At 40.1% G+C, this 26,179-nt stretch carries 26 protein-coding genes; 6 read left to right on the top strand and 20 right to left on the bottom strand.

The window, feature by feature from the left end:
• Positions 1-146 precede the first annotated feature (146 nt).
• Positions 147-2,312, bottom strand: coding sequence for a glycoside hydrolase family 31 protein (locus ADICYQ_RS13145; RefSeq protein WP_040416205.1), 2,166 nt, complete (start codon positions 2,310-2,312; stop codon positions 147-149).
• Between the two features lie 195 nt (positions 2,313-2,507).
• Here ADICYQ_RS13145 and ADICYQ_RS13140 point away from each other — a divergent pair, with 195 nt between their 5' ends.
• Positions 2,508-3,662 carry a DUF3748 domain-containing protein gene (locus ADICYQ_RS13140; RefSeq protein ID WP_161625601.1) on the top strand — a complete coding sequence of 385 codons (1,155 nt, stop codon included), beginning with the start codon at positions 2,508-2,510 and terminating at the stop codon, positions 3,660-3,662.
• A gap of 179 nt (positions 3,663-3,841) precedes the next feature.
• Here ADICYQ_RS13140 and ADICYQ_RS13135 read toward each other — a convergent pair whose 3' ends face one another.
• The 4 genes from ADICYQ_RS13135 to ADICYQ_RS13120 all read right to left on the bottom strand — a co-directional run bounded on the left by ADICYQ_RS13135 (position 3,842) and on the right by ADICYQ_RS13120 (position 8,052).
• Positions 3,842-4,294, bottom strand: a complete 453-nt coding sequence (locus ADICYQ_RS13135) for a hypothetical protein (RefSeq protein WP_020888928.1) — start codon at positions 4,292-4,294, stop codon at positions 3,842-3,844.
• Position 4,295: 1 nt separating this feature from the next.
• The gene (locus ADICYQ_RS13130) at positions 4,296-5,531 is read right to left on the bottom strand and encodes a sulfite oxidase (RefSeq protein WP_040416133.1); all 1,236 of its coding nucleotides are present in this window, start codon (positions 5,529-5,531) and stop codon (positions 4,296-4,298) included.
• Positions 5,532-5,869: 338 nt separating this feature from the next.
• A complete protein-coding gene (locus tag ADICYQ_RS13125; protein ID WP_020888924.1) occupies positions 5,870-6,568 on the bottom strand; it encodes an ABC transporter ATP-binding protein in 699 nt (232 codons plus the stop codon).
• On the bottom strand, positions 6,565-8,052 hold the full coding sequence (locus ADICYQ_RS13120) for a DUF5687 family protein (protein WP_020888923.1): 1,488 nt from the start codon (positions 8,050-8,052) through the stop codon (positions 6,565-6,567). Before ADICYQ_RS13120 ends, ADICYQ_RS13125 begins: the two co-directional genes overlap by 4 nt.
• 125 nt (positions 8,053-8,177) lie before the next feature.
• Between ADICYQ_RS13120 and ADICYQ_RS13115 the strand changes: the two genes are divergently transcribed.
• The 3 genes from ADICYQ_RS13115 to ADICYQ_RS13105 all read left to right on the top strand — a co-directional run bounded on the left by ADICYQ_RS13115 (position 8,178) and on the right by ADICYQ_RS13105 (position 10,904).
• Positions 8,178-9,038: a GNAT family N-acetyltransferase gene (locus tag ADICYQ_RS13115; protein ID WP_020888922.1), complete on the top strand. Its 861-nt coding sequence runs from the start codon at positions 8,178-8,180 to the stop codon at positions 9,036-9,038.
• Between the two features lie 140 nt (positions 9,039-9,178).
• The gene (locus ADICYQ_RS13110; RefSeq protein WP_040416130.1) at positions 9,179-10,330 is read left to right on the top strand and encodes a DNA polymerase III subunit gamma/tau; all 1,152 of its coding nucleotides are present in this window, start codon (positions 9,179-9,181) and stop codon (positions 10,328-10,330) included.
• The gene (locus ADICYQ_RS13105) at positions 10,302-10,904 is read left to right on the top strand and encodes a DUF8493 domain-containing protein (RefSeq protein WP_152520487.1); all 603 of its coding nucleotides are present in this window, start codon (positions 10,302-10,304) and stop codon (positions 10,902-10,904) included. The genes ADICYQ_RS13110 and ADICYQ_RS13105 overlap by 29 nt, the downstream gene beginning before the upstream one ends.
• A 67-nt stretch (positions 10,905-10,971) precedes the next feature.
• On the opposite strand, the gene ADICYQ_RS13100 is transcribed toward ADICYQ_RS13105, so the two are convergent.
• The 6 genes from ADICYQ_RS13100 to ADICYQ_RS13085 are packed head-to-tail and all read right to left on the bottom strand — an operon-like array spanning position 10,972 to position 15,490.
• Complete coding sequence (locus ADICYQ_RS13100; RefSeq protein ID WP_020888918.1) at positions 10,972-11,964, bottom strand: DUF3078 domain-containing protein; 993 nt, start codon at positions 11,962-11,964, stop codon at positions 10,972-10,974.
• 44 nt (positions 11,965-12,008) lie between these two features.
• Entirely contained in the window at positions 12,009-12,422 is a 414-nt protein-coding gene (locus ADICYQ_RS28605) for a LysM peptidoglycan-binding domain-containing protein (RefSeq protein ID WP_020888917.1), read from the bottom strand.
• The gene (locus ADICYQ_RS13095) at positions 12,422-13,609 is read right to left on the bottom strand and encodes a lytic transglycosylase domain-containing protein (protein ID WP_020888916.1); all 1,188 of its coding nucleotides are present in this window, start codon (positions 13,607-13,609) and stop codon (positions 12,422-12,424) included. The genes ADICYQ_RS28605 and ADICYQ_RS13095 overlap by 1 nt, the downstream gene beginning before the upstream one ends.
• An 11-nt stretch (positions 13,610-13,620) precedes the next feature.
• On the bottom strand, positions 13,621-13,716 hold the full coding sequence (locus tag ADICYQ_RS29725; protein ID WP_316929305.1) for a hypothetical protein: 96 nt from the start codon (positions 13,714-13,716) through the stop codon (positions 13,621-13,623).
• Positions 13,717-13,733: 17 nt separating this feature from the next.
• Positions 13,734-14,258 carry an O-methyltransferase gene (locus tag ADICYQ_RS13090; protein ID WP_316929303.1) on the bottom strand — a complete coding sequence of 175 codons (525 nt, stop codon included), beginning with the start codon at positions 14,256-14,258 and terminating at the stop codon, positions 13,734-13,736.
• A 2-nt stretch (positions 14,259-14,260) separates the two neighbouring features.
• Positions 14,261-15,490 carry a M16 family metallopeptidase gene (locus tag ADICYQ_RS13085; protein WP_020888914.1) on the bottom strand — a complete coding sequence of 410 codons (1,230 nt, stop codon included), beginning with the start codon at positions 15,488-15,490 and terminating at the stop codon, positions 14,261-14,263.
• Between the two features lie 484 nt (positions 15,491-15,974).
• Here ADICYQ_RS13085 and ADICYQ_RS13080 point away from each other — a divergent pair, with 484 nt between their 5' ends.
• Positions 15,975-16,184 carry a hypothetical protein gene (locus ADICYQ_RS13080; protein ID WP_020888912.1) on the top strand — a complete coding sequence of 70 codons (210 nt, stop codon included), beginning with the start codon at positions 15,975-15,977 and terminating at the stop codon, positions 16,182-16,184.
• A 131-nt stretch (positions 16,185-16,315) separates the two neighbouring features.
• Here the strand turns inward: ADICYQ_RS13080 and ADICYQ_RS13075 are convergent, their stop codons facing one another.
• The 9 genes from ADICYQ_RS13075 to ADICYQ_RS13035 all read right to left on the bottom strand — a co-directional run bounded on the left by ADICYQ_RS13075 (position 16,316) and on the right by ADICYQ_RS13035 (position 24,935).
• Entirely contained in the window at positions 16,316-17,392 is a 1,077-nt protein-coding gene (locus ADICYQ_RS13075) for a hypothetical protein (protein ID WP_040416127.1), read from the bottom strand.
• Between the two features lie 10 nt (positions 17,393-17,402).
• The gene (locus tag ADICYQ_RS13070; protein WP_020888909.1) at positions 17,403-18,461 is read right to left on the bottom strand and encodes a cytochrome-c peroxidase; all 1,059 of its coding nucleotides are present in this window, start codon (positions 18,459-18,461) and stop codon (positions 17,403-17,405) included.
• 23 nt (positions 18,462-18,484) lie between these two features.
• Complete coding sequence (locus ADICYQ_RS13065) at positions 18,485-19,231, bottom strand: MbnP family protein (protein WP_235114632.1); 747 nt, start codon at positions 19,229-19,231, stop codon at positions 18,485-18,487.
• Positions 19,232-19,234: 3 nt separating this feature from the next.
• Entirely contained in the window at positions 19,235-20,362 is a 1,128-nt protein-coding gene (locus ADICYQ_RS13060; RefSeq protein ID WP_040416124.1) for a cytochrome-c peroxidase, read from the bottom strand.
• Positions 20,363-20,556: 194 nt separating this feature from the next.
• Complete coding sequence (locus ADICYQ_RS13055) at positions 20,557-20,937, bottom strand: hypothetical protein (protein ID WP_040416122.1); 381 nt, start codon at positions 20,935-20,937, stop codon at positions 20,557-20,559.
• Positions 20,938-21,444: 507 nt separating this feature from the next.
• A complete protein-coding gene (locus ADICYQ_RS13050; protein WP_020888903.1) occupies positions 21,445-22,158 on the bottom strand; it encodes an RluA family pseudouridine synthase in 714 nt (237 codons plus the stop codon).
• A 67-nt stretch (positions 22,159-22,225) separates the two neighbouring features.
• Complete coding sequence (locus ADICYQ_RS13045; protein ID WP_020888902.1) at positions 22,226-23,299, bottom strand: sensor histidine kinase; 1,074 nt, start codon at positions 23,297-23,299, stop codon at positions 22,226-22,228.
• Positions 23,296-23,982: a response regulator transcription factor gene (locus ADICYQ_RS13040; RefSeq protein WP_020888901.1), complete on the bottom strand. Its 687-nt coding sequence runs from the start codon at positions 23,980-23,982 to the stop codon at positions 23,296-23,298. Before ADICYQ_RS13040 ends, ADICYQ_RS13045 begins: the two co-directional genes overlap by 4 nt.
• A 158-nt stretch (positions 23,983-24,140) precedes the next feature.
• On the bottom strand, positions 24,141-24,935 hold the full coding sequence (locus ADICYQ_RS13035; RefSeq protein WP_020888900.1) for a DUF3108 domain-containing protein: 795 nt from the start codon (positions 24,933-24,935) through the stop codon (positions 24,141-24,143).
• Positions 24,936-25,116: 181 nt separating this feature from the next.
• Here ADICYQ_RS13035 and recA point away from each other — a divergent pair, with 181 nt between their 5' ends.
• Positions 25,117-26,166: a recombinase RecA gene (gene recA / locus ADICYQ_RS13030; protein WP_020888899.1), complete on the top strand. Its 1,050-nt coding sequence runs from the start codon at positions 25,117-25,119 to the stop codon at positions 26,164-26,166.
• The last annotated feature ends 13 nt before the right edge of the window (positions 26,167-26,179 follow it).

The following is a 26,179-nucleotide window of genomic DNA, read 5'->3' as shown; positions in this document are numbered from 1 at the left end:
TTTTGTTGAGAATAAATGTTTTATTCTCAAAAGAGATCGTTGCAAAATTAATTGATTTTACGCTATGTTTTTGGTGAAAGTTTGGATAGAGTTCTGATTTTACGAGCTAAATTTAAACCCTTAAGGGGAGGTCTAAATTCTTTCGTTTACTTTAATGGATTTTGGCCCTCTTTCTCAGACATGAATACCCAAGTCACTTTCCCAACATTGTTTGGCTTTTGAGCACCAACAGTTGAAATGGTGCCTTTCCATTTTCCATTGGATTCTTTTATTACATTTATATCTCTCCAAGAATAGTGCCCATTTTCATAATCATATGATATTCCATCATCGTCATACAAAGGGAATTGGCCTGGTGATTCCCCATAATGAAGTATTTTCAAATCGTAAAGTTGGTTTTTACCAGGTGCATGGAGCATGGGTTCCATTAATGGGACAATCCCACCGTCTTTGACAAAGACTGGTATTTGGTCTAAGCGAGCGTTTATTGTAATGACTTCACCATCTCCGACATATTTTCCCGTGTAAAAATCATACCATTTTCCTTTTGGTAATACCACTTTTCTTACCTCTTCCCCTGCAAAGATTGGGGCAACCAATAAAGATGGACCAGCCATGTATTGGTCATTTATTTCTTTTTTTATGGCCTCATTGTAGGGGTTTTCTTCCAAGGTTGAAGTGGCATTGGTTTGCTTCTCAGTTTTTATAGAAAATCCCTTTTCAAGTTGCATGGCCCTAAAAGGCGGAATTCCCTTAAAATGATAAAGAGCAAAACTGCTGTACCAATAAGGCATCATTTTCATCCTCAATAGCGCCATTTCCTTAATTTCTTCGGCTACCTCAGGGTAGGACCAAGGCTTTGTGCCGCTGGCCCAGGCATTGATCATTGCCATAGGAGAAAAAACAACGGTCTGGAATCTTCTCAGCCATTCTTCCGCAGTTTTTGATGCCCTGGCTTCAGGTGTCCATAAAAGACCCGAAAACCCACTGTTAATTAATGCCGTTATGAAGTCTTTATGGTCATAGTAATCATTGTAAATGACATAAGGAAAAGAAACACCCCCACCGTTAGAAGCCCTAACAAGTCCATAAGTCCTTCGGTTTTGTTCCCGGAAAAGTTCACTTGATTGCTTTTGTACCAGCAAGCCATAAGTTTGACGAAGTTGTTCAGCAGCGAGTCCAGATGGGAATTGAGCCACATCGGGCCACAGCCAACGATCGTATCCATCGACTTCATCAATCTTATATCCTCCAACGCCGGGGAGAACATGGTCTTTTCTGAATGTTTCCCAATAAATTTTTTGTGCTTCGGGAATGCTTAGGTCTGGGACTGCTCCAGCCCATACAGTATGGCTTCCATAATAGGGCTTGAGTTTTTCATAGAAGCTCGCTTCCGGAGAAACATATGGATTGATCCAAAGATTTAAACTGATGTGTTTTTCTTTAAGTTTTTGAATTAGCTTTTCTGGATCTGGAAAACGACTTTCATCCCAGGCAAAAGTATTGGGGTAGGATTTGCTCTGCCAACCCGGTTCCAGTCCTATGAAATCCAATGGGTAACCCTTTTCTTCAAATTCATTTACTTCTGCCAATACCTGGTCCTGATCAAAAAGACGATGTACCCTTTGCGTAAAACCTAGGCCCCACCTGGGTGGAATAGGCCCTCCTCCATTAAATAAATTAAACCGCTGAACGGCTTCCAGCATGGAAGGGCCAGCAAAAACGTAAACCTCAACTCCTTTGGCTGGCACTAGAATCTCAACTGCATCGGAATAAGGGGAAGCAGTCCAGTCTGGGTTGGTATTTCTGTCCATGGCTTCTGCAGGATTTTCACTGTCTAACCTGGATCCAGAACCTGCATAAACGTCCAAATACCTTGAAGAATTAATGAAAACGCCGTAACCATTACTTGTTACATAGAATGGGACCGGTGCATGTGTCCTTCCATTGTCCTGTCCTCCATAATGATCTACATGAAGACGCATGATCCTGCCCCTTTGATGAATGGTTTTAAAGTTTAACCCAAATCCAAAAACTTGTTCCTCCCTCTCAAGTGGAAATTGTAGATACGTTTTACCGTCCAATAATTTGGCCTTGATCTCTGTTTTTTCAACAGGGAAAGGGGCTTGTCCCAAGCGAGAAATGGCAGGTAAATTAGGTTTGGCAGCTGCGGCAGTGAGTAGGTTGTATTCCTCTGCTTCTCCTACGGTTCCTTTCCAAACCCCTGGAGCTATATTTTCCCAAATCATTTGCTGGGCGTCAATTTGGTGAGCAGTGCAGATAAGAAAACAAAATAAGAACAGATATTTCATGGCTTTAAAATTATTACCTTTCAATTAGAAGTATTAATAAAGTATGTAAGATTAAAAAGAATCTTGGACGGTACCTTGTGTAAAACATTGGTACTATTTAATCATTCCAGCGTATATTTGAAATATAAATTTGAACACTTGATGCAAATGACCCACAATAAACTAAAAAATTGGCTTTTACCAGTATTATTAATCATGAGTACTTCAACTCTTTTCTCACAGGGATTATGGCAGATTAGGCAAGTGACCAATCAAGCCCAGAACCATGCAATGGACAATAATCAAAATTTCTCTCCTGATGATGCATGGATAGTTTATGATACAAGACCTGACGAAGGAGGGATTGGAGAAAATGCCGTCATAGAAAAAGTAAACGTTGCAACTGGCAAAACCAAGGTAATCTACAAGACCAAGAATGCCGATAAATTCGGCCCTGGAGTAGGAGCCGTAAGTTATCATCCAACAGAAAATGAAGTCGTTTTTATTCATGGCCTGCCACCAACCAGTCAGGAGAACCCATATGCCATGCACAGGAGGCTGGGTAAAATCGTTAATGAATCTACCAAAAAATCCTATTGGATGGATAGCAGGGATGTCTCGGCGCCGTTTACTGCCGGAGCTTTGCGTGGTGGTACCCATAGACATCAATGGAGCGGAGATGGAGATTGGCTAGGCTATACTTATAATGATGCCCTAATGTTTGACCTGGAAGAAAAGACAGGAAATACTTATAATTTAAGGACTGTAGGGGTTTCTGCCAGGAATATTAAAAGTCCTAAAGTTTCAGCTTCAACAGGTGAAAATTTTCAAGGAGAATGGTATTCTGTACTTGTGGTGAAAGTGGTGCCTAACCCACAGCCTGGAAGTGAGGAAATCAGCAAAGCCTATAGTGATTGGTGGGTAGGACAAAATGGCTATCAAAAACCAAATGGGAGTTGGCAAAGAGCAAGGGCATTTTTGGGAGACCTTGTGACCAGCAAAGGAGAGAAACTTACGGAAGTATTTGTGGTAGATGTGCCAGAGGATATCACTGTTGAGGGCACTGAAGGGCCTTTAGCGGGGACTTCAACGACCATGCCCATGCCTCCAGCAGGAGCTACCGTCAGAAGACTTACTTTTACCGAAGGGGATAAGTATCCAGGGGTCACTACTGAATTTAGACATTGGGTAACGTCTTCCATGGATGGGGCCTTTTTAAGTTATTTAGCTAAGGATAAAAACGGAATCGATCAGGTATTTATCATTCCCGTCAATGGAGGTGCACCTAAACAGGTTTCATTTCATTCTACACCAGTGCAGAGTACTGTTAGGTGGCATCCTAAAAACCAGAGAGTTTGCCTATGTCTGTAATGACCAGATATTTGTCAATACTATAGATGAGAAAATGAATCCTGGAAAAGCCAATGCAATAAGCCCGGAATTTGGAAAGCGAACTTACGCAATAAATTATTCCAACGATGGCAAAAAAATAGCTTTCAACCAAGAGGTTGAAAGCCATGTGCAAATTTTTGTCGCTGAAAGACCCTGAGTTAGTTTTTCAGTTCATACCATTCGATGTTCATCAACGGCGCCCTACGGCCCGAATTACTTTGGCTGGCGTTTGCTGGAGCGTAGTTTTTCGATAGATAATCAAGAATCAGGTCTTCCTGAGTGCCGAGCTCCCAAAGATTTTGGGAGCTTTGCATCCATCTTATCATTTTTTCCCAGCCAGCGCGATCTGCATGATTCTGCGTTACCAGTTTGGCAGAGTGACAGGCGGTGCAATTCGCAATGATAAGGTTTAGCCCTTCATCTGCGATTAAACCTGTAGGCGTATGAATACCATTTTCTATTTCAGAGTCTAAAGGATTTGCCTCAATAGGTGCATCAGCATTTATAAATTCCCCATCAGCTAAGGGTGTTTCTTTTGTTGACCAAAGGTAACCACCGACTGCTATAAGGACGATTAGTGTGGTGATTATGATGATTTTTAATTTTCCCATACTAGGCTACTTTTATGGCGATTCTATGACAAGCATTGTTGAGGTATCCTTTTGGATTCCATCCAGGAGTAACCATTGGCTGACTAACGCCTTTGTTGTCCGTGGCTTTGGCCCACACTTCGTAATATCCTTTTTCAGGAAAATTTATATTGGCTTTAAAATGTTGCCAAGCATAGCGATTGGCAGCTTTCTGAAGGTTACATGAATGCCATGTCGATCCAAAATCAATGGAATATTCTACTTTACTTATGCTCTCGGCACCTGTCCAGGCATGCCCTCTTATCTCAAGGGCTTGGTTTGATTTAATCATTGCACCCGACTTAGGATAGGAAACCAACGATTTCACAGGCATGCTTTCAATGATTTTCATGTCCTCATTCTTTACCTCAGCACCAGGCTCAACGGTGAACTTGGGAACTGAATAGGAAGGAGCTGCCATTTTTTCACCATCGTGGACTTTGTCGCGAATGGATAAACTTTTCAGCCACTTTCCTGAAACTGATGCAGGAAAGCCAGAAGCGATCAAACGCAAAGGATGCCCGTGGGCAATAGGAATGTCTTCCCCGTTCATTGCAAAGGCCACTATAGTGTACTCGTCCATGGCTTTTGCAATGGGAATCCCTCTTGATATGGGTTCTTTGTTAGGGTCTCGGCTGATGTGTTTGTCTGCACCATGGTAGCCGACGTAAACTGCATTGTCTTTTATACCAGCATCTTTCAACAAATCCTTTAAGCGTATGCCTGTCCACTTGGCACAAGATACAGCGCCCAACGACCATTGGTTGCCTTTTGCAGGGGGGTAATATTCTTTTCTCCCATTTCCACCACATTCCAATACAAGTTGGTATGTATGAACAGGGAATTTTGTTTTTAAGTCTTTTAATGTGTACGTTTTTTCTTCACCAATGGCCTCTCCTTTGATGGTCAATGTCCAATTTTCAACATCTATATCATCTGGAATCAATCCATTGTTCCTAATGAACATTTTATCCGAAGGTGTAACTGCATCATCCAATAAATGGGCATTGGATTCTACATTCCAAGGCTTGTTATTTAGCACAATCATTTCCTTATGCTTGCCGAAAAGTGTAAAGGGATCACTGTCCTGTTCCAGTGCTACAGGAATGTAATTTTCAGGAAGAGCAAAGACTACATTAGTGCCTAATAAGGCTGCCATTGAGCTTAATGCTGTTTTTTTTATAAAGTTTCTCCTATTTGGATTTTCTGTTAATGCCATAGGTATTCTGGTTTCAAATGAAATTGTAAATTAAGCCAATTTAACCAGAAAAAAACAAAGGAAATCCTATATTATCGCCTATCTACATGAGAGGTCTTTTCTGTCCGTAGAGGCGGAATGGTAGTTTGGAATGGTTTATTAAAACCACCTTTAAAGGCTTGAGGCAGGATTGCTGGGTCATGTTTTTGCACCTGGGTAATTCCGATTAAGCTTAATAAAAATCGGGTTTGCTCTCTGCTGAAAGCCGTAAAGTAATAGAAGTGAAATTATGGCAACAATCTCTATATCAACAGAGTAATTTAATTTTTTTTATAGATTGGACTGTTTGATCACTTTATTTAAATGACATTAAAGTAATTGTTTAACTCTTCGGTCATGTGGCTTTTATCATCCAGGTCTTTAATAATTACACCTTTCTCAAGTAGAACGATCCTTTCGCATATTTCTGCCACATGGTTGAGGTCATGGCTTGAAATTAAAAAGGTGACCTGGTTTTCTTCTTTTTCTTTTAGAATTAATTTTTTCAACCTGATTTGTGAGCTGGGGTCAAGGTTTTCAAAAGGCTCATCAAGCAATACCGCCTCAGGCTTTCCGAGTAGCGCTGCTGCGATCCCAACTTTTTTGATGTTTCCTTTAGAGAGGTCTCTGATGTATTTTTTGGATTCTAATATTTCACCATTAAAAAAATCGTGGAATTTTTCCAGATGCAATTGAAGGTCCTCTTCAGACAAGCGATAAATCTTTCTCAGGGCAGTGAAATACTCTTCGGGGCTAAGGTAGGAAAGTAGCATGTTTTCATCCAGGTAGGCCCCCACTTTTGTTTTCCATTGTTCACCCTTGCTTACTTCTTCCTCATCTACGGTTACAGCGCCCTCTGTAGCCCTGACAAGGTCCAGCATGACACGAAAAAGGGTGGTTTTGCCTGCTCCATTGTTGCCTACCAAGCCGAGGCATTGACTCTTGGGGATGGTAAGGGCTGGAATATCCAATACAGTTGTGGTACCGTATATTTTTTTTAAAGCGTCTATTTTAATCATAACTCTTGACGAAATGCTGCTGAAATTTCATATTTTCTATCTACTACAGCATCAGCCATTTTAGTAGAGATCATTGGGAAAATGAGTAAACCAAACCCGCCTATAATGCTTAATGCAAGTAATCCGGAATAATCTCCAAACCAATAAGCAATAGGAAGAAAAACCGCATAAGGTACAGCTACCAGCGGGATGATCATCAGGAACTGAGAGAGTCCCATGCCTTCATAATTAAATACAGAGCCCTTGTGTAAGTTCATCGGCTTAGGTTTCCATAGTGCCATGTATATTACAAGGTGTATGGTTACCCCCATGTTAAACAAAAATGTAGCAAGGTGGATAAGCAATATATTCCACCCAAAATACACATAGGGTACAGACAGAATGAAGCATAAAAAGGAAATACCGATAAACAAAAGGTATTTTCCCTTCACCAATGCCCTTAAGCCATTTTTTTGATGCACATAGAAGTCAAAGGTAGGAGAGTTCCAACTAAGGAATAGTTGTCCGTATTGAAGCATAAATATGCCTGTGATAAAGGTGCCAACAAATATGAATAGATAGCTGAATCCGCTTTCTTTCACATAAGCAGGATTGTTATAAAATATCAGTCCGTATAGGAGAAATAGTAAACATAAGGTAAGATAGGTACGGCTTTTTTTATGTCTGATGATTAATTTCCATTCCAAATTTGCCAACTCCCCGGCAAGCCCAAATTTGGATAAAAATCCTAAATCATGGTTGGCAAATTGCAAATGGTCCCCTTCAGACAGTTCCTCCAAATAGGCATTTTGCCTGTAGAAAGCGAAACATAGGAAATAACTTAAAATAAAAACCGCTGCCAAAAGGAAAACAGGAACAGGGTTTTCGAGGGCAAAAGTGAAAACAGGCTCGAAAAAACCTCCTAGATCATACAGACCAAAATAGCTGGAGCCTATACTTATCAATAAGGCACTAAAAACGACCAAAGTACCAATAAGGCTGTCCTCAAATCGCTGTTTAAACCAAAGGACAAACCAATGCATGGACCAGCTGGTGAGCAATACTGCACCCAGCCAGGCAAAAGCTGGCGCTGCGCCATAAGTTGCATTTAGTTCTATAAAAGCAAAAGGCCCAAATATTAACAAAGCGATGATGTTCAGTGGGGAAAGGAAGCTACAGACCAAAAGGAAATGAATGATCCCTGATTTGGCTATGGGTAAATGCAGGTAATTTTCTAAATTGATTACAGGAAGCTGCTGGATGAAATACCGATATATCAACTCTAGAAAGAAGAAATACAGTAGGTTACTATTGATGAAATAAATAGCATCAGGTTTTTCTAAAACTTCCGTTATCAGCTTATTGAGGAACAGACCAAAAAGGAGTAAGTAGCCCAGTAATAAAACACCTATGAATAGTATAAATATGCCAATGGTTAGGCTTCTGGCAAAAGAAGTGCTTCGTAACCTTTTTAATAATTCTAATCTTATCAGGGTTTTCACCATATAAATAGCTGGGTTATTGTTGGGTTGTGAGGGTTTGAATTTCTAAAATATGAAAAAATTCCCCAAATGCAGTTAATTATTCCAGTTTACTGGTTTATATTTCATTTTAAGATGTCTTTACAAATATGGATTCGGAATTATTTATAAGAGAAATGCAGGCAGAAGACCTGGATGCAGCCATGAAGCTGAAATCTGAGGAAGGGTGGAACCAAACAAGAGCAGATTGGGAGTTGTTTTTAGTAAATAACCCTGGTTTATGCCTTGTCGTGGTGGCTGAAGAAAAAGTGGTAGGAACGGTTTGTGCCTTTTCCTATAAAGGGAAATTGGCCTGGATTGGAATGATGCTGGTGGACAGGAGGTACAGGAGAAAAGGCATAAGTAAAAAGCTTATGAGTGAAGTCATCCAGCGAATAGGTGAAAATCAAACCATAAAACTAGATGCAACGCCTGCAGGTCAAAAGGTATATGAACAAATAGGTTTTGTCAAAGAGTACTCCCTTTTTAGATGGGTTCGGCCTAAGGGAGTATCCCAATCGTTGGAATCCCCTGCCTATGAAGTGGTAAAAGTTTCTGAGGAGGATTTTGCCGAGATTCTGTCCTATGACAAAAAAGTTTTCGGGGAAGAAAGGGGAGAGGTTTTACTGCATTTATTTAAAAACTTTCCTCAGGGAGCTTTTTTAGTTAAACGTGAGAAGGAATTAATAGGCTTTGTTTTGTGTAGACCGGGGAGCAAATTCTTGCAACTTGGACCATTGATTGCATCAAATGATGCCATAGTCCAAGCGCTTATTTCTAAAGTTTTAGAGGGTTTTCATGAAAGAGATCTTGTTTTAGATCTGGGAGAGCATCATTCGAAGTTAAATCCATGGCTTGAAAAATGCGGCTTTGCCAAGCAGCGTGAGTTGATTAGAATGTTTATTCCTCCCCAATCTACAAAAAGTGATATTGATAGTTATTACTTGATAACTGGACCGGAGTTAGGCTAAGTCCGGAAAGTGGCATTGGCTATTCTTTCAACTTTCAAATAATATTTAAATTAGCATGTTCCCAGCCTGTTAGCGAAAGTGGGTGGCTAAAAAGGAAGGTCAGAACGTTTTAAGTTCGATTAATTTTATAAATTGCAGTGATGGAAAATTTTGTTGTTTCTGCCAGAAAATACAGACCCTCGGACTTTAAGAGTGTGGTGGGGCAAAGCCATATTACCACTACTCTAAAGAATGCGATCAAAAATGATCACTTGGCGCAGGCTTTTTTGTTTTGTGGACCAAGAGGTGTTGGGAAGACAACTTGTGCCAGAATCCTTGCCAAGACCATAAACTGTGAAAACAGACAGGACAATGGGGAAGCGTGTAATGAATGCAGTTCATGCGCGGCTTTCAATTCCAATAGTTCCTTTAATGTTCACGAATTGGATGCGGCATCTAATAACTCCGTGGATGATATGCGGAGCCTTGTAGACCAGGTAAGGTATGTGCCGCAAAAAGGCAAGTACAAAGTCTATATTATTGATGAGGTTCACATGCTTACCACCCAGGCTTTCAATGCTTTTTTGAAAACATTGGAAGAGCCTCCCAAACATGCTATTTTTATTCTCGCCACTACAGAGAAGCATAAAATTATACCTACGATCCTTTCCCGTTGTCAGATTTTTGATTTTAACAGGATTCAGATTCAGGATATCAGCCAGCATTTAGAATATATTTCTAAAGAAGAGGGCGTAGATTATGAAACTGAGGCCTTAAGATTGATCGCTACCAAAGCGGATGGGGCGCTTAGAGATGCACTTTCCATATATGATTTGATCGTTACTTTCTCGGCAGGTAAAAAAGTTACTTACCAGGAAACGATCAATAACCTACATGTTCTGGATTATGATTACTATTTTAAAGTAACGGATTCATTGCTTAAGGAGAGCATTTCAAAAGCATTGTTGATTTTTGACGAGATTCTTAAAAAGGGTTTTGATGGACATAATTTTCTTGTAGGCCTTAGTGAACACCTTAGGGATTTAATGGTTTGCAAGGATGCTGATACGGTGGTATTACTTCAGGTTTCTGACACTGCCAAAGCAAGGTATGTAGAGCAGGCTGCAGAGAGTCCTTTTTCATTCTTATTGTCTGCTTTGAATATTTGCAATCAGGCAGACCTGTCATATAAAACCAGCAAAAACCAAAGATTACATGTGGAGTTGGTTTTAATGAAATTAGCGAAGTTGCCTCATGCCATTTCACTTGCTGCTGTGGCTAGCGATGATGCAAAAAAAAAGCTTAACAAATGAACCGGAAATAAAGGCAGAAAGTACAGGCTTTTCAAATTCAGCCAGCCAAGCTAGTCCCATTCCTCAGGTCAAAAAAAAGAGCTTTACCATTCCCTCCAATCTTGAAGCTGTTGAAAAACAAATTAAAGATAGGCCCTTAGAAATTCAAGCTAAAAAAGAAATTGTAAAAGAGGAAGTCGCTGAGTTGGAGGAGAATCTCCCAAGACAACCACTCAATTCGGATACAGTCAAAACTGCTTTTGAAGAAGTATTGGTTGAGTTCAAACAGGACCATAAAAACATGGAAATGGCCTTGCTCAGTCAACCCTTTGAGCTAAGGGGACAAGAGGTTGTCTTTATGCTTAGTTCGGGCTTACATGAAGACTTATTCCCTAAACTAAAACCAGAGCTTACAGGGATATTAAGAAGGAAGTTAAGGCATCCAGATGTGGAGGTAACATTTGAAATTACCAAAGAGGCAAAAAACCCTTTGAAAAACCTCTATACTTCCAGAGAGAAATTAACGTATCTGATGGAGAAGTCTCCCGCGCTTAAAGAATTGAAAAAACGCTTTGGCTTAGACGCTGATTTTTAAAGCTGAAAAAAGTTGTGTTTCAACCCTTTAAGCTAAAATCCTTACACCGCAATTTTTGAAAAAGCATTTAAAAGTCTAAGGCAATCCCGAAATTTAGCAGGTTTTGGAGCTGAATGGCTCGTGTGGCTGGTCCCTCATCTTGCGAGATATAGACACTTTCATCGTAGATCATAATGGTAGCAATTCTTGTGGTGATGTATTTATTCACCTTTAAGCTAATCACTGAATTGAAGTTGACGACTGTATTCCCCAATTTTTCATAATTGGTAAAGAGATTCAGGTCCATTTTCCAACTAATGTTTTCCATAACTTTAAAGTCGGCAGAAGAACTTAAGGAGATACCCGCCTCAGGCTTCACTTTTTCACCAGGGATTACACCAAATGCTCCTGCCGTGCTCAGAGAGTCATCCAGGACGACAGTAAACCTGCCAGTGAATGGGGAAAGTATGGTGGAGAATTTGTTGCCATTTTTAGCGGTAACCTGATAATTCAAACCTGTTGAGGACTGTACGTATCCTGGGCTTAGAAAGTCTGAAAGCCGACTCCTACTGTCTCTTTCAGCGCCAGATTCCCTATAATAGCGATATCCTTCCATTAATTGAGTCCGTGCATCAATTTGGGTTGAGAGGTATATTTTTTTACTTAGTTGACGCCCATATTTACTGATGAAAATAAAGTTGTCATTTGATTTCCGTGTCGGGAAAGCCCTTCCTGTTTGCCTGTTTATCCCGTAATTGAGGGTAAGATTGGTGTCCCAGATAATATTGTCTTTTGCATAATTGGCGAACAACACTAATCCGGTATTTAAAGCAAAAGAACTTGCTCCACCAGCAGCCCAGTTACTAAGACTAACTTGTTGCAAGCTGAAATTGAAATTGCCACCATTTTTCCAATAAATAGGTTCTACCTCTGTGGTGAAAATCAAAGAATCTCCAAGCATTACCAGTGTATCACCTCCGATGATTACCGTATCTGCCTTAGACAATGCGTCCTGAGCCTGTACAAAGCTGATTTTTGTAGCAAATAGTAAAAATAAAATTATAACAATCCTTGTGTGCATGGCGAATAAACGGTGGAATACAAATATACAGTCAATTATTTTATTTATTTTCGAATTTCCAGTTTTTGTCCAACAGAGAGGATATTATCTTCACTTATGTTGTTCCAATTTCTTAGTTCCGATACTGTAACACCATAATTTCTGGAAATGGAATAGAGTGTGTCACCCGGTTTTACCTGGTGTTCCCTATAGCTAGTCTTTGTTTCTGTAGGTATTTGGGTTTTAGGAGTATTTGCTGGTTTTTTATCAGGTACAGGTACCGCAACAGGTGTGGGACTTTCCACAGGAGCAGTCCTTTGAGGTTGCTTTTGCTGGGTTGCCGTTCGTGCTGGTGCTATTACAGGTGAAGGCGTTAAGTTAACCCTTGCAATTGCCTCATTCTTCTTGTAATATTTTCTTAAGCGCAATACCATGCCTGGAAGAAGTTGTTCGTCCTTGTAAACCCTGTTTTTTGCCATCAAGGAGTGTTTACGGATTCCATACAATTGAGAGATTCCCCAAAGGGTTTCCCCTGGTTGAACAATGTGTTCAGGTGTTTTTGCTTTGCTTTTTTGTTTTTGATATAATAATAGCCTCCTGGCTGTATGGGATCAGAAGCTTTTAAATCATTTACCCTTCTTAATTTACCCTCACTTATTCCCGCTTGAATGGCAAGTTGACTTTGGTTGTTAGAAATCGCTACAACTCCCTTAATTCCGTTAATTTTAATTTGATTGGGTTTTTTCGCATTCTCTGTGATTTTTGGGAACCCCAAGGCATTTGATTTTACAGGAAGCAGGCCGTTATCGTTTGTTGAGGGTGGATTACTGGCAAGTAAAGGCCTCTCCGGAACTATCCCCTTTAAAATATAGGTGACGGTATAGGTCCTGTCGTTTGGAATGCTGCCTTTTAAGCTCCATTTGTTGTACTCTTGTAAATGATTTTCGCTCACTCCAAGTGATTTGGCTACAGATTTAAGGGTGGAAGGACCCTGAATTGGGTATTCATGCAAGTAACTGCCATTGCTTACCATTTTCCCTAATTGACCTTGATAGGCGATTTTGTGTGCCAGAAATTTTTTGAGGTACCAATAAGTGTTCCTATCAATGTCCATACTTCGGTGTCCCTTGTATTTGTCTTTATAATAACCTCTAGCACCACCCAAACCCATTTGGTAGGAAACGAGGGTCGTCGCCCAGTTGTCCATGTACCTTTGGTGTTTCTTTAAGTATGTTGCAGCCCCTCGTGTGGAAGAAACAATGCTTTTGCGTTCATCTACTTCATTGTCTACCCTTAAGAAAACTTCTTCTGCAGTGCCTTTTTTAAATTGCCAAAAACCGACAGCATTGGATGTTGATACGGCATCGGAAATCAAACTACTTTCCTGAATGGCTAAAAATTTGAAATCATCAGGCACACCTTCCTCCCTGAGCACTCTTTCTATAATAGGCATGTAAAGATTTACCCGATCTAGCTTTGCTTGAAAATGGGAGGCACTTCTGTACTGTGCATCTACATCTGCTTGAATGTCCTTTCTCGCTGCATCGTTTAGTTTTAATGTTAGTCCTGCAAAGTCAATGACTTGTGGCACTTGTGGTGCCTGGCCAAAAACAGGCAGGTAAAAGTTTAGAAAAAATAATATGCTTACAATTACTGTTCTTTTCATTCTTATTCCGGTTAAAGCTTTCTGACAAGCATGATGCCATCTCTTATCGGTAAAATTACATTCTCTACACGTGGATCAGCATTGACTTGCTCGTTAAAAGCTAAAATAGTTGCGGTGTCCTTGTCTACTTTTTACGGTTTTTGGACAGGACTTTTCCTGACCACAAAATATTATCGGCCAATATTAAGCCTCCCGGCTTTATCTTATCAACGATAAGATTGTAATAATTGACATAGTTGCGTTTGTCAGCATCAATAAAAATAAAATCAAATGGCCATGACAAGGTCGGGATAATCTCAAGAGCATCTCCTATCCTATAATCGATTTTGTCTTCTAAGCCCGATTGATTGAAAAAACCTTGCACCATTTCTTCCAATTCTTCATTGATATCAATCGTTGTCAATTTCCCTGTAGCGGGCAATCCACGGGCAAGAAATATGGAAGCATAGCCAGTATACGTTCCGATTTCCAGAATATTTTGAGCCCCGCTCATTTTTACCAGGATTTCCAATATTTTGCCCTGCAAGTGTCCAGATAACATTCTTGGTTTTAGCACCTTCAGATTGGTTTGCCTACGGATCAATTGAAGCAGCTCGTCTTCACTGCCGCTATTTTGTGCACAATAGTTTAATAGGTCTTGGTCAATCATAATTATTTTGGCAGATAGGTTAAAAAACTAAATTTATCTACATCATATACTTCATTGGCCAGTTCCATAAGCTCTTCGGCTGTTGCTGAGCGAATGCTTGAAAAAATATCTTCAAGCCGTTCAATTTTCCCTTTGTCAAGAAGTGTTTTGCCATAAACCAACATCAGCCCGGCATAGTTTTCCTCAGCCATGGCCATTTGTCCAATGGCTTGTTCCTTGCCCATGTGCAGTTGCATGCTACCAAGTTTCTTGGTGCAAATGCGTTGAATTTCTTTTAAGACGATTTTACGGGCTTTTTCGGCAGCCTTTTCTTCTGTCCCATAATAGATGCCAATGAAACCTGTATCAGTAAATGCCTGGTAAACCGATTCAATACTGTAAACCAATCCGTGTTTTTCCCGCAAAGCCATGTTCAGCCTGGAATTCATGCTGGGACCTCCCAATATATTGTTTAACAAATGAAGTTTAAACCTTCTTGGGTCATCTATCGAAAATGCAGGTTTGCCCAAGGCGCAATTGGCCTGTGTGATTTCTTTATGGAAAGCACTGGATTGTGGTTTATAAGTCAAGGAAGGTGTCCTCCTTAGCGAACTTCTGCTTGCAGGAATATTACTTAATAAGGGGGCCAACCTGTTGAGCGCTTTCTTAAAACTGATATTGCCCACTACGGAGACCACGATTCGAGAGGTATCCATGTGTTGGGCAATGAAATTAATGAAATCTTCTTGCGTAAAACTTTTGACAGAATCTTCAGTGCCGAGGATATTGTAACCAAGGGAATGGTTGGGAAATAGCAAACTGTCAAATTCATCCTGAAGGGCATCGTCGGGTGAATCTCGGTACATGGCCATTTCCTCCAGTATTACCTGTCGTTCTTTTTCTATTTGTTTGGGAGGGAAGGTACTGTTGAAGGTGATGTCGCAAAGTAAATCAGCAGCTTTGTTCCAGTGCTGTTGAAGTACAGTAGCGTAGAAACATATTTTTTCTTTGGTAGTATAGGCATTTAACTCACCACCGACAGAGTCAAGTCTGTTAAGGATGTGAAATGCCTTTCTTTTTTGGGTGCCCTTAAAAGCCATGTGTTCCCAGAAATGCGCCAATCCCACCTGCTCTTCAGTTTCATCCCTGCTGCCGATATCAAGAATAAATCCACAATGGACCAGTCGGGTACTGGTTACTTCCTGGTGTACAACTCTGATTCCGTTTTCAAACGCCTTGATTTGATATGTCATGCCTCTTTTTCCAAAGTACAAAAATAGCATCAATTATCGGGAAAGAAACCAGGTAGTGAAAAAATTGGGGGACTAAAACAGATTTTAACATGAATTAATCAATAGGATTAGTAATAGGTAATTCAACACCTAATGGAATGATTGTTATGTCATTCGAGAAGGATCATCCTTAAAACAAAAGTCTTCGCTGCAAGAGAAATTGTAGCGGTTTTAAGCAGAAATGACAGGTGGATGGAGCTAGCAGAAAAATAAATCAATTTTTTTTCAAAAAGTTTTTCTGAGGTGAAATGCAATTAAAGTAAAACGATTTGCAATTAAGGTTTTTCGTAATGATAAAAAGTGTAAAACATTGATCTTCAAAGGTCTTAAGTGCTATTTGGAGATTTGTTATTACGAAATAAATGCCTCAGATTTGTCATGTAGTCAAGTGTAAATAACTGCACTGATCATTTTTAATAGCTCTAATAAAGTAAATTTTAAGATTATGAAAAGTCAAAAAAAATTAATGATGGCCCATCTTTTTGCCCTGGTATCTCTGGTGGTTCTCTTGGCTGTCGCGAATCTTTTTAAATTGAATATTTCTCTTAGCGGAGGGGTAACTTTTCTACATGTTTTATTGGTTGTAGTGCCCCAGTTAGGTTTCGGGTATTTGTTTTGGAACAATGTAAAGACAACAAAGAAAGTGTTGAGTTGATTTTTTGATAAAAGATTCCAGCCGAGTGGTTTATACGCTGGAATCTTTTAATTTTTTTATAACATTTTTTGAAGCTTAAAAAGTACCTGATTTTTTTATTTATTTTTTAATTTTTTTACTTCAAATCCTTACTACAATTTAAAGGATTTAATTATACCGAAACTTATCCTGTTCTGGTGCTGAATTTGGTTTCCATTGAGTGTTTGGGACAATGGCGTTTGCCATACAAAACTCAATGTCCAGTCCTTGTAGTTTAGGTCAGTTCCTGCTTGAGCGAAAACAACATCACCGCCAGTTAGGTCTTGTGTCTCACCTTGCCAGGTATCGTTGGCAGAGTGTTCGAAATACCCGCCAAGGTTAGGTACTAAAATCCAATCGCTGTCTAATGTAAATTGATGGAAGCCTATGGCAGAACCATTAAAACTATTGCCAAACTGATAGCTTTGACTTCCTTCAGTAGCGGTTTTATAACTAAAAGAAAGGTTTGCTCCTGTTTTTGTATAAAACAGCTGGTAATTCATTCTTCCTATTAAACTCCAGGAGCCTGTGCCGGGCTGAATAATTGGGTCGAAAAGCTGCTCGCTGTCAGAAATTCTTCTTGACTGACCAGTAGGAGCGGAGATGGCTAAACCTGGACGAAAGGTATGTCTCGCTTTAGTGTTATAGATATAATGAATGTAATCGGCCGCCAAAGTAAGGTCTCCCCACCCCTTTACACTAATGGTGGTGTCTTGAACTGGGTTGGGAAGATCCAGCAATTTTTCATAATACACCATATTGGACTCATAAGGCAGGAGAAAAGTAAAGTTCCAATTGCTTTTCAACATGAAGTTTCCTCTTAGCTCCACCGTTTCGTAGGTTTCCCAATCCATCCTTGTTTTGTTGACATACAAACCAGTGCCTTCCGGCTCGTGCATGATCACCTGATCAGGAGTAGTAGCGGTTAACATCCGTGCATTGGAAGTATAGCTGTTTGCAACACTGTTCTCAAAAACAGCATTTGAAAAACCAGCTGTGGTGACTTGTGTGGATGTATTTCCATATTGGTTATACTCGCTAAAACCACGGTGTCTGTAAAACAGACCAAAATAGCTCCTGTTTTGTAACAGGCTGTATTCAAAAAAGTTACAGCTATCACATGCTTTGGCCTCTTTAGGTAAAAAGGATAATGTCAACAGGGTGATAGCTAAAATAGTAAGTCTTTTCATAGTCGTGAACCTATTTTTGGTAGGCTGGATTTGTAATAAAATTATTATCGTTCAGGCTGTTAAGGAAAGCCAGTAGTTGTGTTCTTTCAGCGGCACTTAATACAATGCCATTTTCAAGTTGTGGGGCCAAAGTTTCATTGGTCTTTATGCCACTTTCATAATGATCCAATACCTCATCAAGACTAGAAAACCTACCGTCATGCATGTAGGGAGCCGTAAAGGAAAGGTTTCTCAATGAAGCTGTTTTATAAGTGCCCATGTCCTCGTCTTTGAAGGTGATCCTGTACCTGCCTTGGTACAGCCCTTCCAATTCAGGTGGGTCAGGATAGCTGCTGTCTAGTCCATTGTTATGGTAACTTAAATCAGTAAACAGGCCTTCTTTGTGGCAGCTACTGCAATTTTCCTTGTATACTTCGTAGCCTTTCAATTCTTCTGAACTGAGTGCGGTTTCCTCCCTTATCCATTGGTCATATTTACTACCATCGGATATTAAAGTCCGCATAAATTGAGCTAAGGATCTGGCGATGGCTGCACTCGTAATGCTATCTGAGGGAAAGGCTTCCTTGAATAACAGGGGATAAGTGTCATGCGTATTGATGTACTGAAGGGCCTCAGTAAGGTCCGCTGCCATTTCGTCGGGATGTGTCAAGGGACCGAAAACCATTGATTCCAGGTCATTGGCTCCACCTTCCCAAAAGAGCCCATCATGCCAAGCCAGGTTAAATAAGGCAGGAGAATTTCTATGCAAAGCCAAGCCCGATACGCCAATGTTGGTCAATGCGAGCCCATCGCTGAAAGCTTTTTCAGGCAAGTGACAACCTGCACATGAAATTTTTCCGTTAGCAGATAATTCTGGGTCAAAAAACAATATTTTGCCCAATTCCACCCCTTCTTTACTAAGATAATTTCTTTCCGGTTGGGGAAAGTCCTCCTGCTGAAGACTGGAAGAATACACCGGAACATAATATTCCGGTGTAATTTTTCCTATCTCTTCATTTACAGGCAAGCAGGCGTTTAAAAAGCCTGCTGCTAGCAAAATAAATGACAAACTGATTTTGTAGCAATCCATTAATATGAAGGGATGACAATGGTTTATTTGATAGAGAAAAGACTTTTCTGGTAATTGTTGGCTACAGTAATGGCCAATGGTCCTCCCATGATACTTGTACTTTCAAGTTCATGAACGATAATATCACTATCGCCAGTAAATAGACTGCTTATTTCTGCTTCCAGGTCAAGCGCTACCATGGCCTTATTTCCCAAAGACATGCCAACTGAGGATAGGTCAAATGAGAATTTTTTGAAATTGATTTCCGATTCAGGATCGTTATTGCCAATGTGCATGACCAAACCTCGTCTTTCAGAATTCTCGTATTCCCATTCCCCTTCTAAAACCAAAAACTTGTAACCAGTTTTCCAGCTCCAAACCATGTCGTTGCTAGGATCTAAGTCACCTACCTGATCTGTAGAAAGATTTCTCGCCTGGTCAATGCCTACGTAATAAGACAATTTGTCGTAGGTAGCTGTTGGCACTTCTATTGTAATTTCTTTTTTTCCTGCTTCATCAATTAGATAATAACCATCTGCTACAGTGTAAGTATCACCATTTTGGCTGTTTTCAAAGGTGAGATTGGAAATGTAGTATTTGAATTTACTAGGTGTAAAGCTTTCTCCTGAGGGTAGGGTGTAGGCTTTTCCATTCAATTCCAATGCTTCTCCATCAAGAACATGAGAGAATTCAAGGTTAACTTGGATTTCAGCAGGCATTTCTTCCATGTCATCTTTACAAGAAGTAAAGCCTAAAACGACTAATAGTATAATAGCTAAATTTTTCATCATATTTTAATTAAAAGGATCCGAAAATGAGGGATCTGTTATGAATGTTTCGTCTGTTAATGTGTGTAAAAAGGCAACTATGGCCTCCTTTTCCTGATTGTTAAGGTGTAGTTTTACAGGCTGCCCTGGTTCTACGATTTCATTGCTTGCTTCCAGGATAAGAATGTCCAGTGTAGCATTGCTTTCCACATGCTCATTGTAATGGTCTAGCACTTCTTCCAAAGTGCTAAATCTGCCATCATGCATGTATGGCGCTGTCAGTGCAATGTTTCTAAGCGTTGGGACTTTGAATTTCCCCTTGTCTTCCGATTTTCCCGTAACTGCTTCTAAGCCCGAATCTAAATTTTTATCTGAATCAAGTCCATTGTTATGAAAGCCCAACAAATCGTTTCTGTCCCCCGAGGTTAAAAAACCCAAGTGGCAGTCACCACAGTTGCCACCACGCAATTCTATTGAGGCCTCTGGGTGCGTAAAGAAAAGCTCCATTCCCAATTGTTCAATATCGGTAAGGACGATTTCTTCTTTGATCCATTGGTCAAACCTGGAGTTTCCGGAGACAAGCGTCCGCATAAACTGGGCAATTGCTTTACTGACCAGATCTGCACTTATTTGATCTGTTCCAAAAGCTACTTTAAAGCGTGCTGGATAATCCGAATCATTTTGCAATCGCACGACCGCTTCCTCAATGGGTAAGTTCATTTCAGTAGGATCCGAAATAGGCTGAAGGGCCTGATCTTCCAGGGATTCAGCTCGTCCGTCCCAAAAGAACCTGGATGTCCAATGTAAATTGGACAATGACATGGCGTTTTTCACTCCAATGGTGCCGTTTACACCAAGACTGAATTGCTCACCATCGGTGAAGGCCTTGGCCTGTTGATGACAAGTAGCGCATGAGATAGAGCCATCCAGTGACAGTTGTTTTTCATAGAAGAGCATGCGACCCAATTCAACCCCTTTCTCAGTGAGTGGATTGTCGCTTGGGGAAGCAATATTGTTAGGGAAATAATCAGGATGTTGTAATTCAATTTCGGTGTTTTGTGGAAGAGGTTCTTCAACCAATTCTTCCTTACAAGCCCAAATTGACGTACAAACCATGATTATCCCAATAGAATACGTGATTGGGTATCGTGACATAACCTATACCGGCGAATGTAAAATAAAAGAAGATGTGAAAGGTTGCCCAAAAGAAATCCTGATTGCAATTTCAGTTCAGAAGGCTACAAGGTCGCTAAGTTGCAAACCTAAAGTACCTTTCAAGTCTTTAAACCCAAATGTACCTTAGATGTTCTATCCGTAGTTCGGGTTAAATGGACCTCTGTTAAAGAATGTTAGGCCATTGCCTTGGGTGGGTGAAAAATATCCACGAATTGCGAAACCCTGTAACCTTCCTTATAGGTAGCTCCATGGTTTAGGATGGTGGATGAAAAGTTTGTCAATGAAATAGAGGCTTCTTGTATAATGAAAATACCAAAGTCTCTGTTAAGTTCAATGCCTCCTGCTTGGTTTTCTTTTTGATCCTGGGCTTTTTTTAATTTATTTGCCAGGAAACATTGCCCATCGCAATGCAGCATTGGTTTGTCCTTATTCACACAAAAATTCTCGATAATATAGGCGCGGTTAATGGTGAAATCCATCTGGATGACAGAAAAGACCAAGCCGTTGAGCAAGATCATCAAGGAGAGCGATATGTGAATTATAGCCTTCGCCATTTGAATACAAAAGTAGGTATTTATTTGTTTAAATGCACCTTGTTTGCAAAACTATGATTATTGCTTTGCTTATGATTTTGATCATAATATCAGCGCTTAAATTTACCTAATTGTATTAAAGTAACAGTATTCCTTGTGAGAGGGTTCAGTGAGGTGAAGAGGATAAGCGTTTTATCAGGCCATTCTAAGTGTTAAGGTAAAAATTTGGTCCCTGTTCAACCCTTCCATGGTTGTAGTGTTTCAGTTAGGTTTCCAACCCAGGTTGCCACCCACGGCTATTATTATTCAGGCCCTCCAGGCCTGTCTGATACTACAACAGATGACTGAAAGACGGCTTACTGAAACTTACTAATCTATCAATACCGGGTATCCTCAGGCGACTGTGGTTGCTTAGGTTGCTGTCGTTGCTAATGTGGCTCCAGTTGCTCCGGTGGCTGCGGTGGCTGAGCCTGTCGAAGCCAGCCTGTCGAAGTCGCCGAAGCCACCGGTAGCCGAAGCCCGGCATTACTATTTACTGGTTTTTTCCAGTTGCTTGATCATTACCGCGAAATCCTTAGGATAAGGTGCTTCTGCACTTATTTTTTCTCCGGAAAGATCTGTAAAGGAAATGGCAAAAGCATGTAGCGCTACCCGCTGCATGATGGGACGCTCTTCTGTGTCTTTTTTCAGGTTAAACTTGCGTTTAAGACTGGACAGGAACAGTGGCTTGCCACCATAAAGCTCGTCACCACAAATGGGAGCACCCAGGTAAGCCAGGTGAATTCGGATTTGATGAAGTCTACCGGTAATAGGTTTACAAGCGATAAGGGTATGTGAAAAATAAGTTCTGACGGTTTTAAAAATGGTTTGCGCAGATTTTCCATTGACCACGATGCGTGCGATTCCATTATTGCTGGCCGTAAGGTTTCTGTCTACCATTAGGCCATCAAAGTCATGGATGCCCTCAGCCACAGCGTGGTATACTTTTTCCACCTTTCTGTCCTCAAACTGCATCGCTATATTTCGATAAGCTTCAGGATTTTTGGCAAAAACCAGGCAACCAGACGTTTCCTTGTCCAGCCGGTGACATACTTGAATATCCGAGAATTCCTGCTTGGCAAGGGCAAGCATGTTTTGCGCCTCATGCCTGTCTTCCAGTGTAGAAAAGTAAGGAGGCTTGTTGACTATAAGGTAATCATCGGTTTCTTTAACTACCAATGATTTAAAATCGATCTTTTTCATACCGTTGTGTTTCGATACAAAGTTCCGAAATTAGCCAATAAAAAAAGCCTTATTGAAAACACTTGGTTTATTTTTTTGATTTGGCTCCCTGCACCTCTAATACTTTAGATGCATGAGGTAGCTCAAAACTAAAAACAGAGCCTTTCCCTGGGGTAGAACTTACCGCTATTTTGGACTGATGCCCTTCTAAAATATGCTTGACTATGGCCAGGCCAAGACCGGTACCTCCATTTTCCCTGGACCTGCTTTTTTCTACCCTATAAAAACGCTCAAAAATTCGCTTCAGGTCTTCTGGTTGTATTCCGATTCCCTGGTCTTTTACTTTTACCGTCAGGTGATTTTTATGCGCATTTAATTGGATGGTAACAGAACCGGCCTCTTTGTTGTATTTAATGGCATTGGAAACGAGGTTTTGTAAAACCCTGAATATTTTATCCTTGTCTGCGTACGATTGGTAGCTTGCTTCTTTTTCGTATCGGAAGGTCATGCTGATGCCCTTCTTCTGGGCCTTGCCTTCCAATTGCTCCATGACCTCAAGGATGGATTCTTTAAGATCAAAATTGATCGGATGAAACCTGATGAACCCACTTTCTATCTGGTTAAGAGTGATCAAATCCTGCACTAAATCCTCCAGGTTATTAAGACTCTTGGCCGCTCGATTTAAGAATTTGTCCCTTACTGCATGGTCTTCTACTGCACCATCCATTAAGGTGTGAATATAACCCTGAGCAGCGAAAATGGGGGTTTTCAACTCATGGGATATGTCCGCTATGAACTCTCTACGGAAGGTTTCGTTCTTCTGTAGGGTTTCAATTTCCCTGTTTTTAGCGGCGGCATAGTCATGAATATTTGCCTGAATGCTCTTTAAGGGTGGGAGAGAGGCTTTTATTTTATTGGAGGCATTAAAAGTGGTGTCCTTTTTTTGGATTTTCTCCAGTACACTATAAATATTTCCAATTTCCCTGAAAATCAGGTATTCAAGACTGAGGTGGATCAAAAGATAGGAAATGGAAAAGGTCAAGGTACCCGCAGCCAAAAGTATTATGGAATTGGAGGCCTCTAAGAGAGATAAAAAGGCTACCAATAGTAAGGCTATAGAAATGGCAAGCCCAAATGCAATACCTTTGGAGGTGTTAATCATGAATTGAATTTATAGCCCACTCCTTTTACGGTGAAGATATAATCGTCACCTATTTTTTCCCTTATTTTACGAATGTGTACGTCCACAGTTCTTGCCAAAACAAACACATCGGTTCCCCAGATATTTTTCAACAATTCATCCCGACTAAATACCGTATTGGGATTTTTTGCCAGAAAGTGAATCAATTCAAATTCTTTTTTGGGAAGCACGATCAATTCCCCATCCTTTAGCAAGGTGAAACTTGTTCGGTCTATTATTAAATCTTTAATGGTGATTTTAGTTGAGTCGCCTTCTTTTTTAATTTCACGACGAAACAAAGCTGCAATACGACTTACCAAAGCCCGTGGTTTGATAGGTTTGTGTATATAATCATCCGCCCCCACATCAAAGGCTGCCACTTCAGAGTATTCCTCTGACCTGGCAGTCAGGAAAATGATAAAAGTATTTTTAAGATCAGGATTTTCTCGTAGTTGCCTGCAGGTTTCGACCCCATCTTGGTTGGGCATCATGATATCCAAAAGGATAATGTCAGGTTTGAATATAGCTGCTTTTTTTACGGCGTTAATTCCGTCCCCTGCTGAGTTAACCTCATAGCCTTCTTTTTCCAGGTTATAAGTAAGGATTTCAATGATATCTTCTTCATCATCTACTACCAATACCCTTTGCTTCTGATTGTTACCCATTGCTTGATTTCCTAAAAAAACAATTTATTTTTAATTAAGCCACAAAGATAAGGATTATAAAAAACAATTATGCGTTTGACAGCTGAACTGCCCAAATAGCCAACAGCAGCGGGAATAAAACAGCATTCAATGTGAAATTAGTTTTAACTTAATGTTAATTATTTGTTTCGAAGCCCTTCAGCAGAGACAATCTCCATATTAATAGAACCTACCACCATGCTGGCCTTTATTTTTACAGGAATACGATTCTCATCATCAGTAATCCATATTTTAATGGGTTTTTTGCCTCTGAAGAGTTTATTGCTTGGCATTTCTGGGCTAAAAATATGGGTGTCAAAATCACCGATATCTGTGGAAATATCATCCTTTCCCTCGTATGTTAACTTTAAGTTATAATTTTTCTCGTCAAAAAATCCTTTGATGTTTATTTTATCACCTTTTTTTAATCCTTTGAAATCCATTGTCCTCAATAAATAATAGCCACTGACAATGTCTTGTACCTGGTAAGGGATGTCATAGGTATTTCTTTCCTTGATTTTCTCATTTTCCCTGTCGAACAGTTTTCTACTGGCCACTTGGTCCTGATGATTAAAATCAATTATTTCATGCTTTCTATAATTGCCTTCCTCGATATGTCTATATGATCGGTAAGGGATTATTTGGGCCGTATCGATATAACTCCCCCAATTGTCTTTTACATAAAACAACTTGAAAATATTCAATGTTTTCCCGTAAACATCGACTTTGTAGGTAGGTTTTCCATTGATATAATGGATGTTGTCATCAATCACCATTTTGGCTTCTGCAGCATTAAAGAGGAAGTAACTCACATTAAATGTGAGCGTTTCTCCTTTGGTAAACGCTTCATTGTTTTTGACAGGAGACTGACTTGTTGAAGCTGTTTGAAAAAGCAACAACAACACTAATACAAGGGATTGAAGGTACATGATCATTCCTTTTTAATTGGTTTACTTCAAAGTTCATACCATTGTGGATTTCAAGCATTGATGTTTGGTTATCCAAATGTACTACAATGTATTGCCCTAACAATGGTTATTTAATAGTTGTTAATACCCTTCCTAATGTTTACTTTCACATTAGGAATGAACATTAGCGAATATCTGACGAGAGAATATGAGTGTAAATACTGAAAAATTAAAAGCCTTACAGCTTACCCTGGATAAGTTGGAGAAAACTTACGGCAAAGGGACTGTAATGAAATTAAGCGATAATGTGGTGCTTGATGTGCCTGCTATTTCTACAGGGTCCTTAGGTTTGGACATGGCGCTAGGCATTGGGGGAGTACCCAGAGGTAGAGTAATAGAGATATATGGACCGGAATCTTCCGGAAAAACCACCTTGTCTATGCACTGCATAGCTGAGGCGCAAAAAGCAGGAGGTTTGGCGGCTTTTATAGATGCAGAACATGCATTTGACAAGGCTTATGCTGAAAAACTAGGGATAGATACAGAGAATTTGCTGATCTCCCAACCAGATAGTGGAGAGCAGGCACTAGAAATAACGGAACACCTTATCAGGTCCGGAGCCATTGACATTATTGTCATAGATTCCGTAGCTGCATTGGTTCCAAGAGGAGAGCTTGAAGGTGAAATGGGGGATTCCAAAATGGGACTCCAGGCAAGGTTGATGTCTCAGGCGCTAAGAAAGCTTACTGGAGCCATCAATAAAACAGGTTGTGCTTGTATCTTTATCAATCAACTGAGAGAGAAGATCGGTGTGATGTTTGGTAATCCTGAAACCACTACCGGTGGTAATGCCCTTAAATTTTATGCTTCTGTGCGACTTGATATTCGTAGAATAGGTCAAATAAAAGATGGTCCAGACAATATCCTTGGTAATAGGACCAAAGTGAAAGTGGTAAAGAACAAAGTGTCACCTCCATTTAAAGTGGTAGAATTTGACATCATGTATGGTGAAGGTATTTCCAAAGTAGGAGAAATTATAGACCTGGGTGTGGAGTTTGAAATTGTTAAGAAAGCAGGCTCATGGTTTTCCTATGAAGGGAATAAACTAGGGCAGGGAAGAGATGCGGTAAAAAACCTTCTTCTAGACAATCCGGAGCTTATGGATGAAATAGAACTTAAGATCAAAGAAAAGGCTGGGATACTTAAATTGGACAAGGAGAAAGCAAAGTCCGGTAAAAAGCCAAAGGCTGAAAAATAAGATTATTTAGCAT

It is taken from the genome of Cyclobacterium qasimii M12-11B (genome assembly GCF_000427295.1).
Lineage (GTDB): Bacteria > Bacteroidota > Bacteroidia > Cytophagales > Cyclobacteriaceae > Cyclobacterium > Cyclobacterium qasimii.
The sequence above is the reverse complement of the archived record's forward strand: the minus strand, read 5'-3'. Positions and strand labels throughout refer to the sequence as shown.

Coding starts and splice junctions, on each gene's coding strand:
- ADICYQ_RS13145 (WP_040416205.1), bottom strand. CDS start 2,312: ATGAAATATCTGTTCTTATTTTGTTTTCTTATCTGCACTGCTCACCAA.
- ADICYQ_RS13140 (WP_161625601.1), top strand. CDS start 2,508: ATGAGTACTTCAACTCTTTTCTCACAGGGATTATGGCAGATTAGGCAA.
- ADICYQ_RS13135 (WP_020888928.1), bottom strand. CDS start 4,294: ATGGGAAAATTAAAAATCATCATAATCACCACACTAATCGTCCTTATA.
- ADICYQ_RS13130 (WP_040416133.1), bottom strand. CDS start 5,531: ATGGCATTAACAGAAAATCCAAATAGGAGAAACTTTATAAAAAAAACA.
- ADICYQ_RS13125 (WP_020888924.1), bottom strand. CDS start 6,568: ATGATTAAAATAGACGCTTTAAAAAAAATATACGGTACCACAACTGTA.
- ADICYQ_RS13120 (WP_020888923.1), bottom strand. CDS start 8,052: ATGGTGAAAACCCTGATAAGATTAGAATTATTAAAAAGGTTACGAAGC.
- ADICYQ_RS13115 (WP_020888922.1), top strand. CDS start 8,178: ATGGATTCGGAATTATTTATAAGAGAAATGCAGGCAGAAGACCTGGAT.
- ADICYQ_RS13110 (WP_040416130.1), top strand. CDS start 9,179: ATGGAAAATTTTGTTGTTTCTGCCAGAAAATACAGACCCTCGGACTTT.
- ADICYQ_RS13105 (WP_152520487.1), top strand. CDS start 10,302: ATGATGCAAAAAAAAAGCTTAACAAATGAACCGGAAATAAAGGCAGAA.
- ADICYQ_RS13100 (WP_020888918.1), bottom strand. CDS start 11,964: ATGCACACAAGGATTGTTATAATTTTATTTTTACTATTTGCTACAAAA.
- ADICYQ_RS28605 (WP_020888917.1), bottom strand. CDS start 12,422: ATGGCAAAAAACAGGGTTTACAAGGACGAACAACTTCTTCCAGGCATG.
- ADICYQ_RS13095 (WP_020888916.1), bottom strand. CDS start 13,609: ATGAAAAGAACAGTAATTGTAAGCATATTATTTTTTCTAAACTTTTAC.
- ADICYQ_RS13090 (WP_316929303.1), bottom strand. CDS start 14,258: ATGATTGACCAAGACCTATTAAACTATTGTGCACAAAATAGCGGCAGT.
- ADICYQ_RS13085 (WP_020888914.1), bottom strand. CDS start 15,490: ATGACATATCAAATCAAGGCGTTTGAAAACGGAATCAGAGTTGTACAC.
- ADICYQ_RS13080 (WP_020888912.1), top strand. CDS start 15,975: ATGAAAAGTCAAAAAAAATTAATGATGGCCCATCTTTTTGCCCTGGTA.
- ADICYQ_RS13075 (WP_040416127.1), bottom strand. CDS start 17,392: ATGAAAAGACTTACTATTTTAGCTATCACCCTGTTGACATTATCCTTT.
- ADICYQ_RS13070 (WP_020888909.1), bottom strand. CDS start 18,461: ATGGATTGCTACAAAATCAGTTTGTCATTTATTTTGCTAGCAGCAGGC.
- ADICYQ_RS13065 (WP_235114632.1), bottom strand. CDS start 19,231: ATGATGAAAAATTTAGCTATTATACTATTAGTCGTTTTAGGCTTTACT.
- ADICYQ_RS13060 (WP_040416124.1), bottom strand. CDS start 20,362: ATGTCACGATACCCAATCACGTATTCTATTGGGATAATCATGGTTTGT.
- ADICYQ_RS13055 (WP_040416122.1), bottom strand. CDS start 20,937: ATGGCGAAGGCTATAATTCACATATCGCTCTCCTTGATGATCTTGCTC.
- ADICYQ_RS13050 (WP_020888903.1), bottom strand. CDS start 22,158: ATGAAAAAGATCGATTTTAAATCATTGGTAGTTAAAGAAACCGATGAT.
- ADICYQ_RS13045 (WP_020888902.1), bottom strand. CDS start 23,299: ATGATTAACACCTCCAAAGGTATTGCATTTGGGCTTGCCATTTCTATA.
- ADICYQ_RS13040 (WP_020888901.1), bottom strand. CDS start 23,982: ATGGGTAACAATCAGAAGCAAAGGGTATTGGTAGTAGATGATGAAGAA.
- ADICYQ_RS13035 (WP_020888900.1), bottom strand. CDS start 24,935: ATGATCATGTACCTTCAATCCCTTGTATTAGTGTTGTTGTTGCTTTTT.
- recA (WP_020888899.1), top strand. CDS start 25,117: ATGAGTGTAAATACTGAAAAATTAAAAGCCTTACAGCTTACCCTGGAT.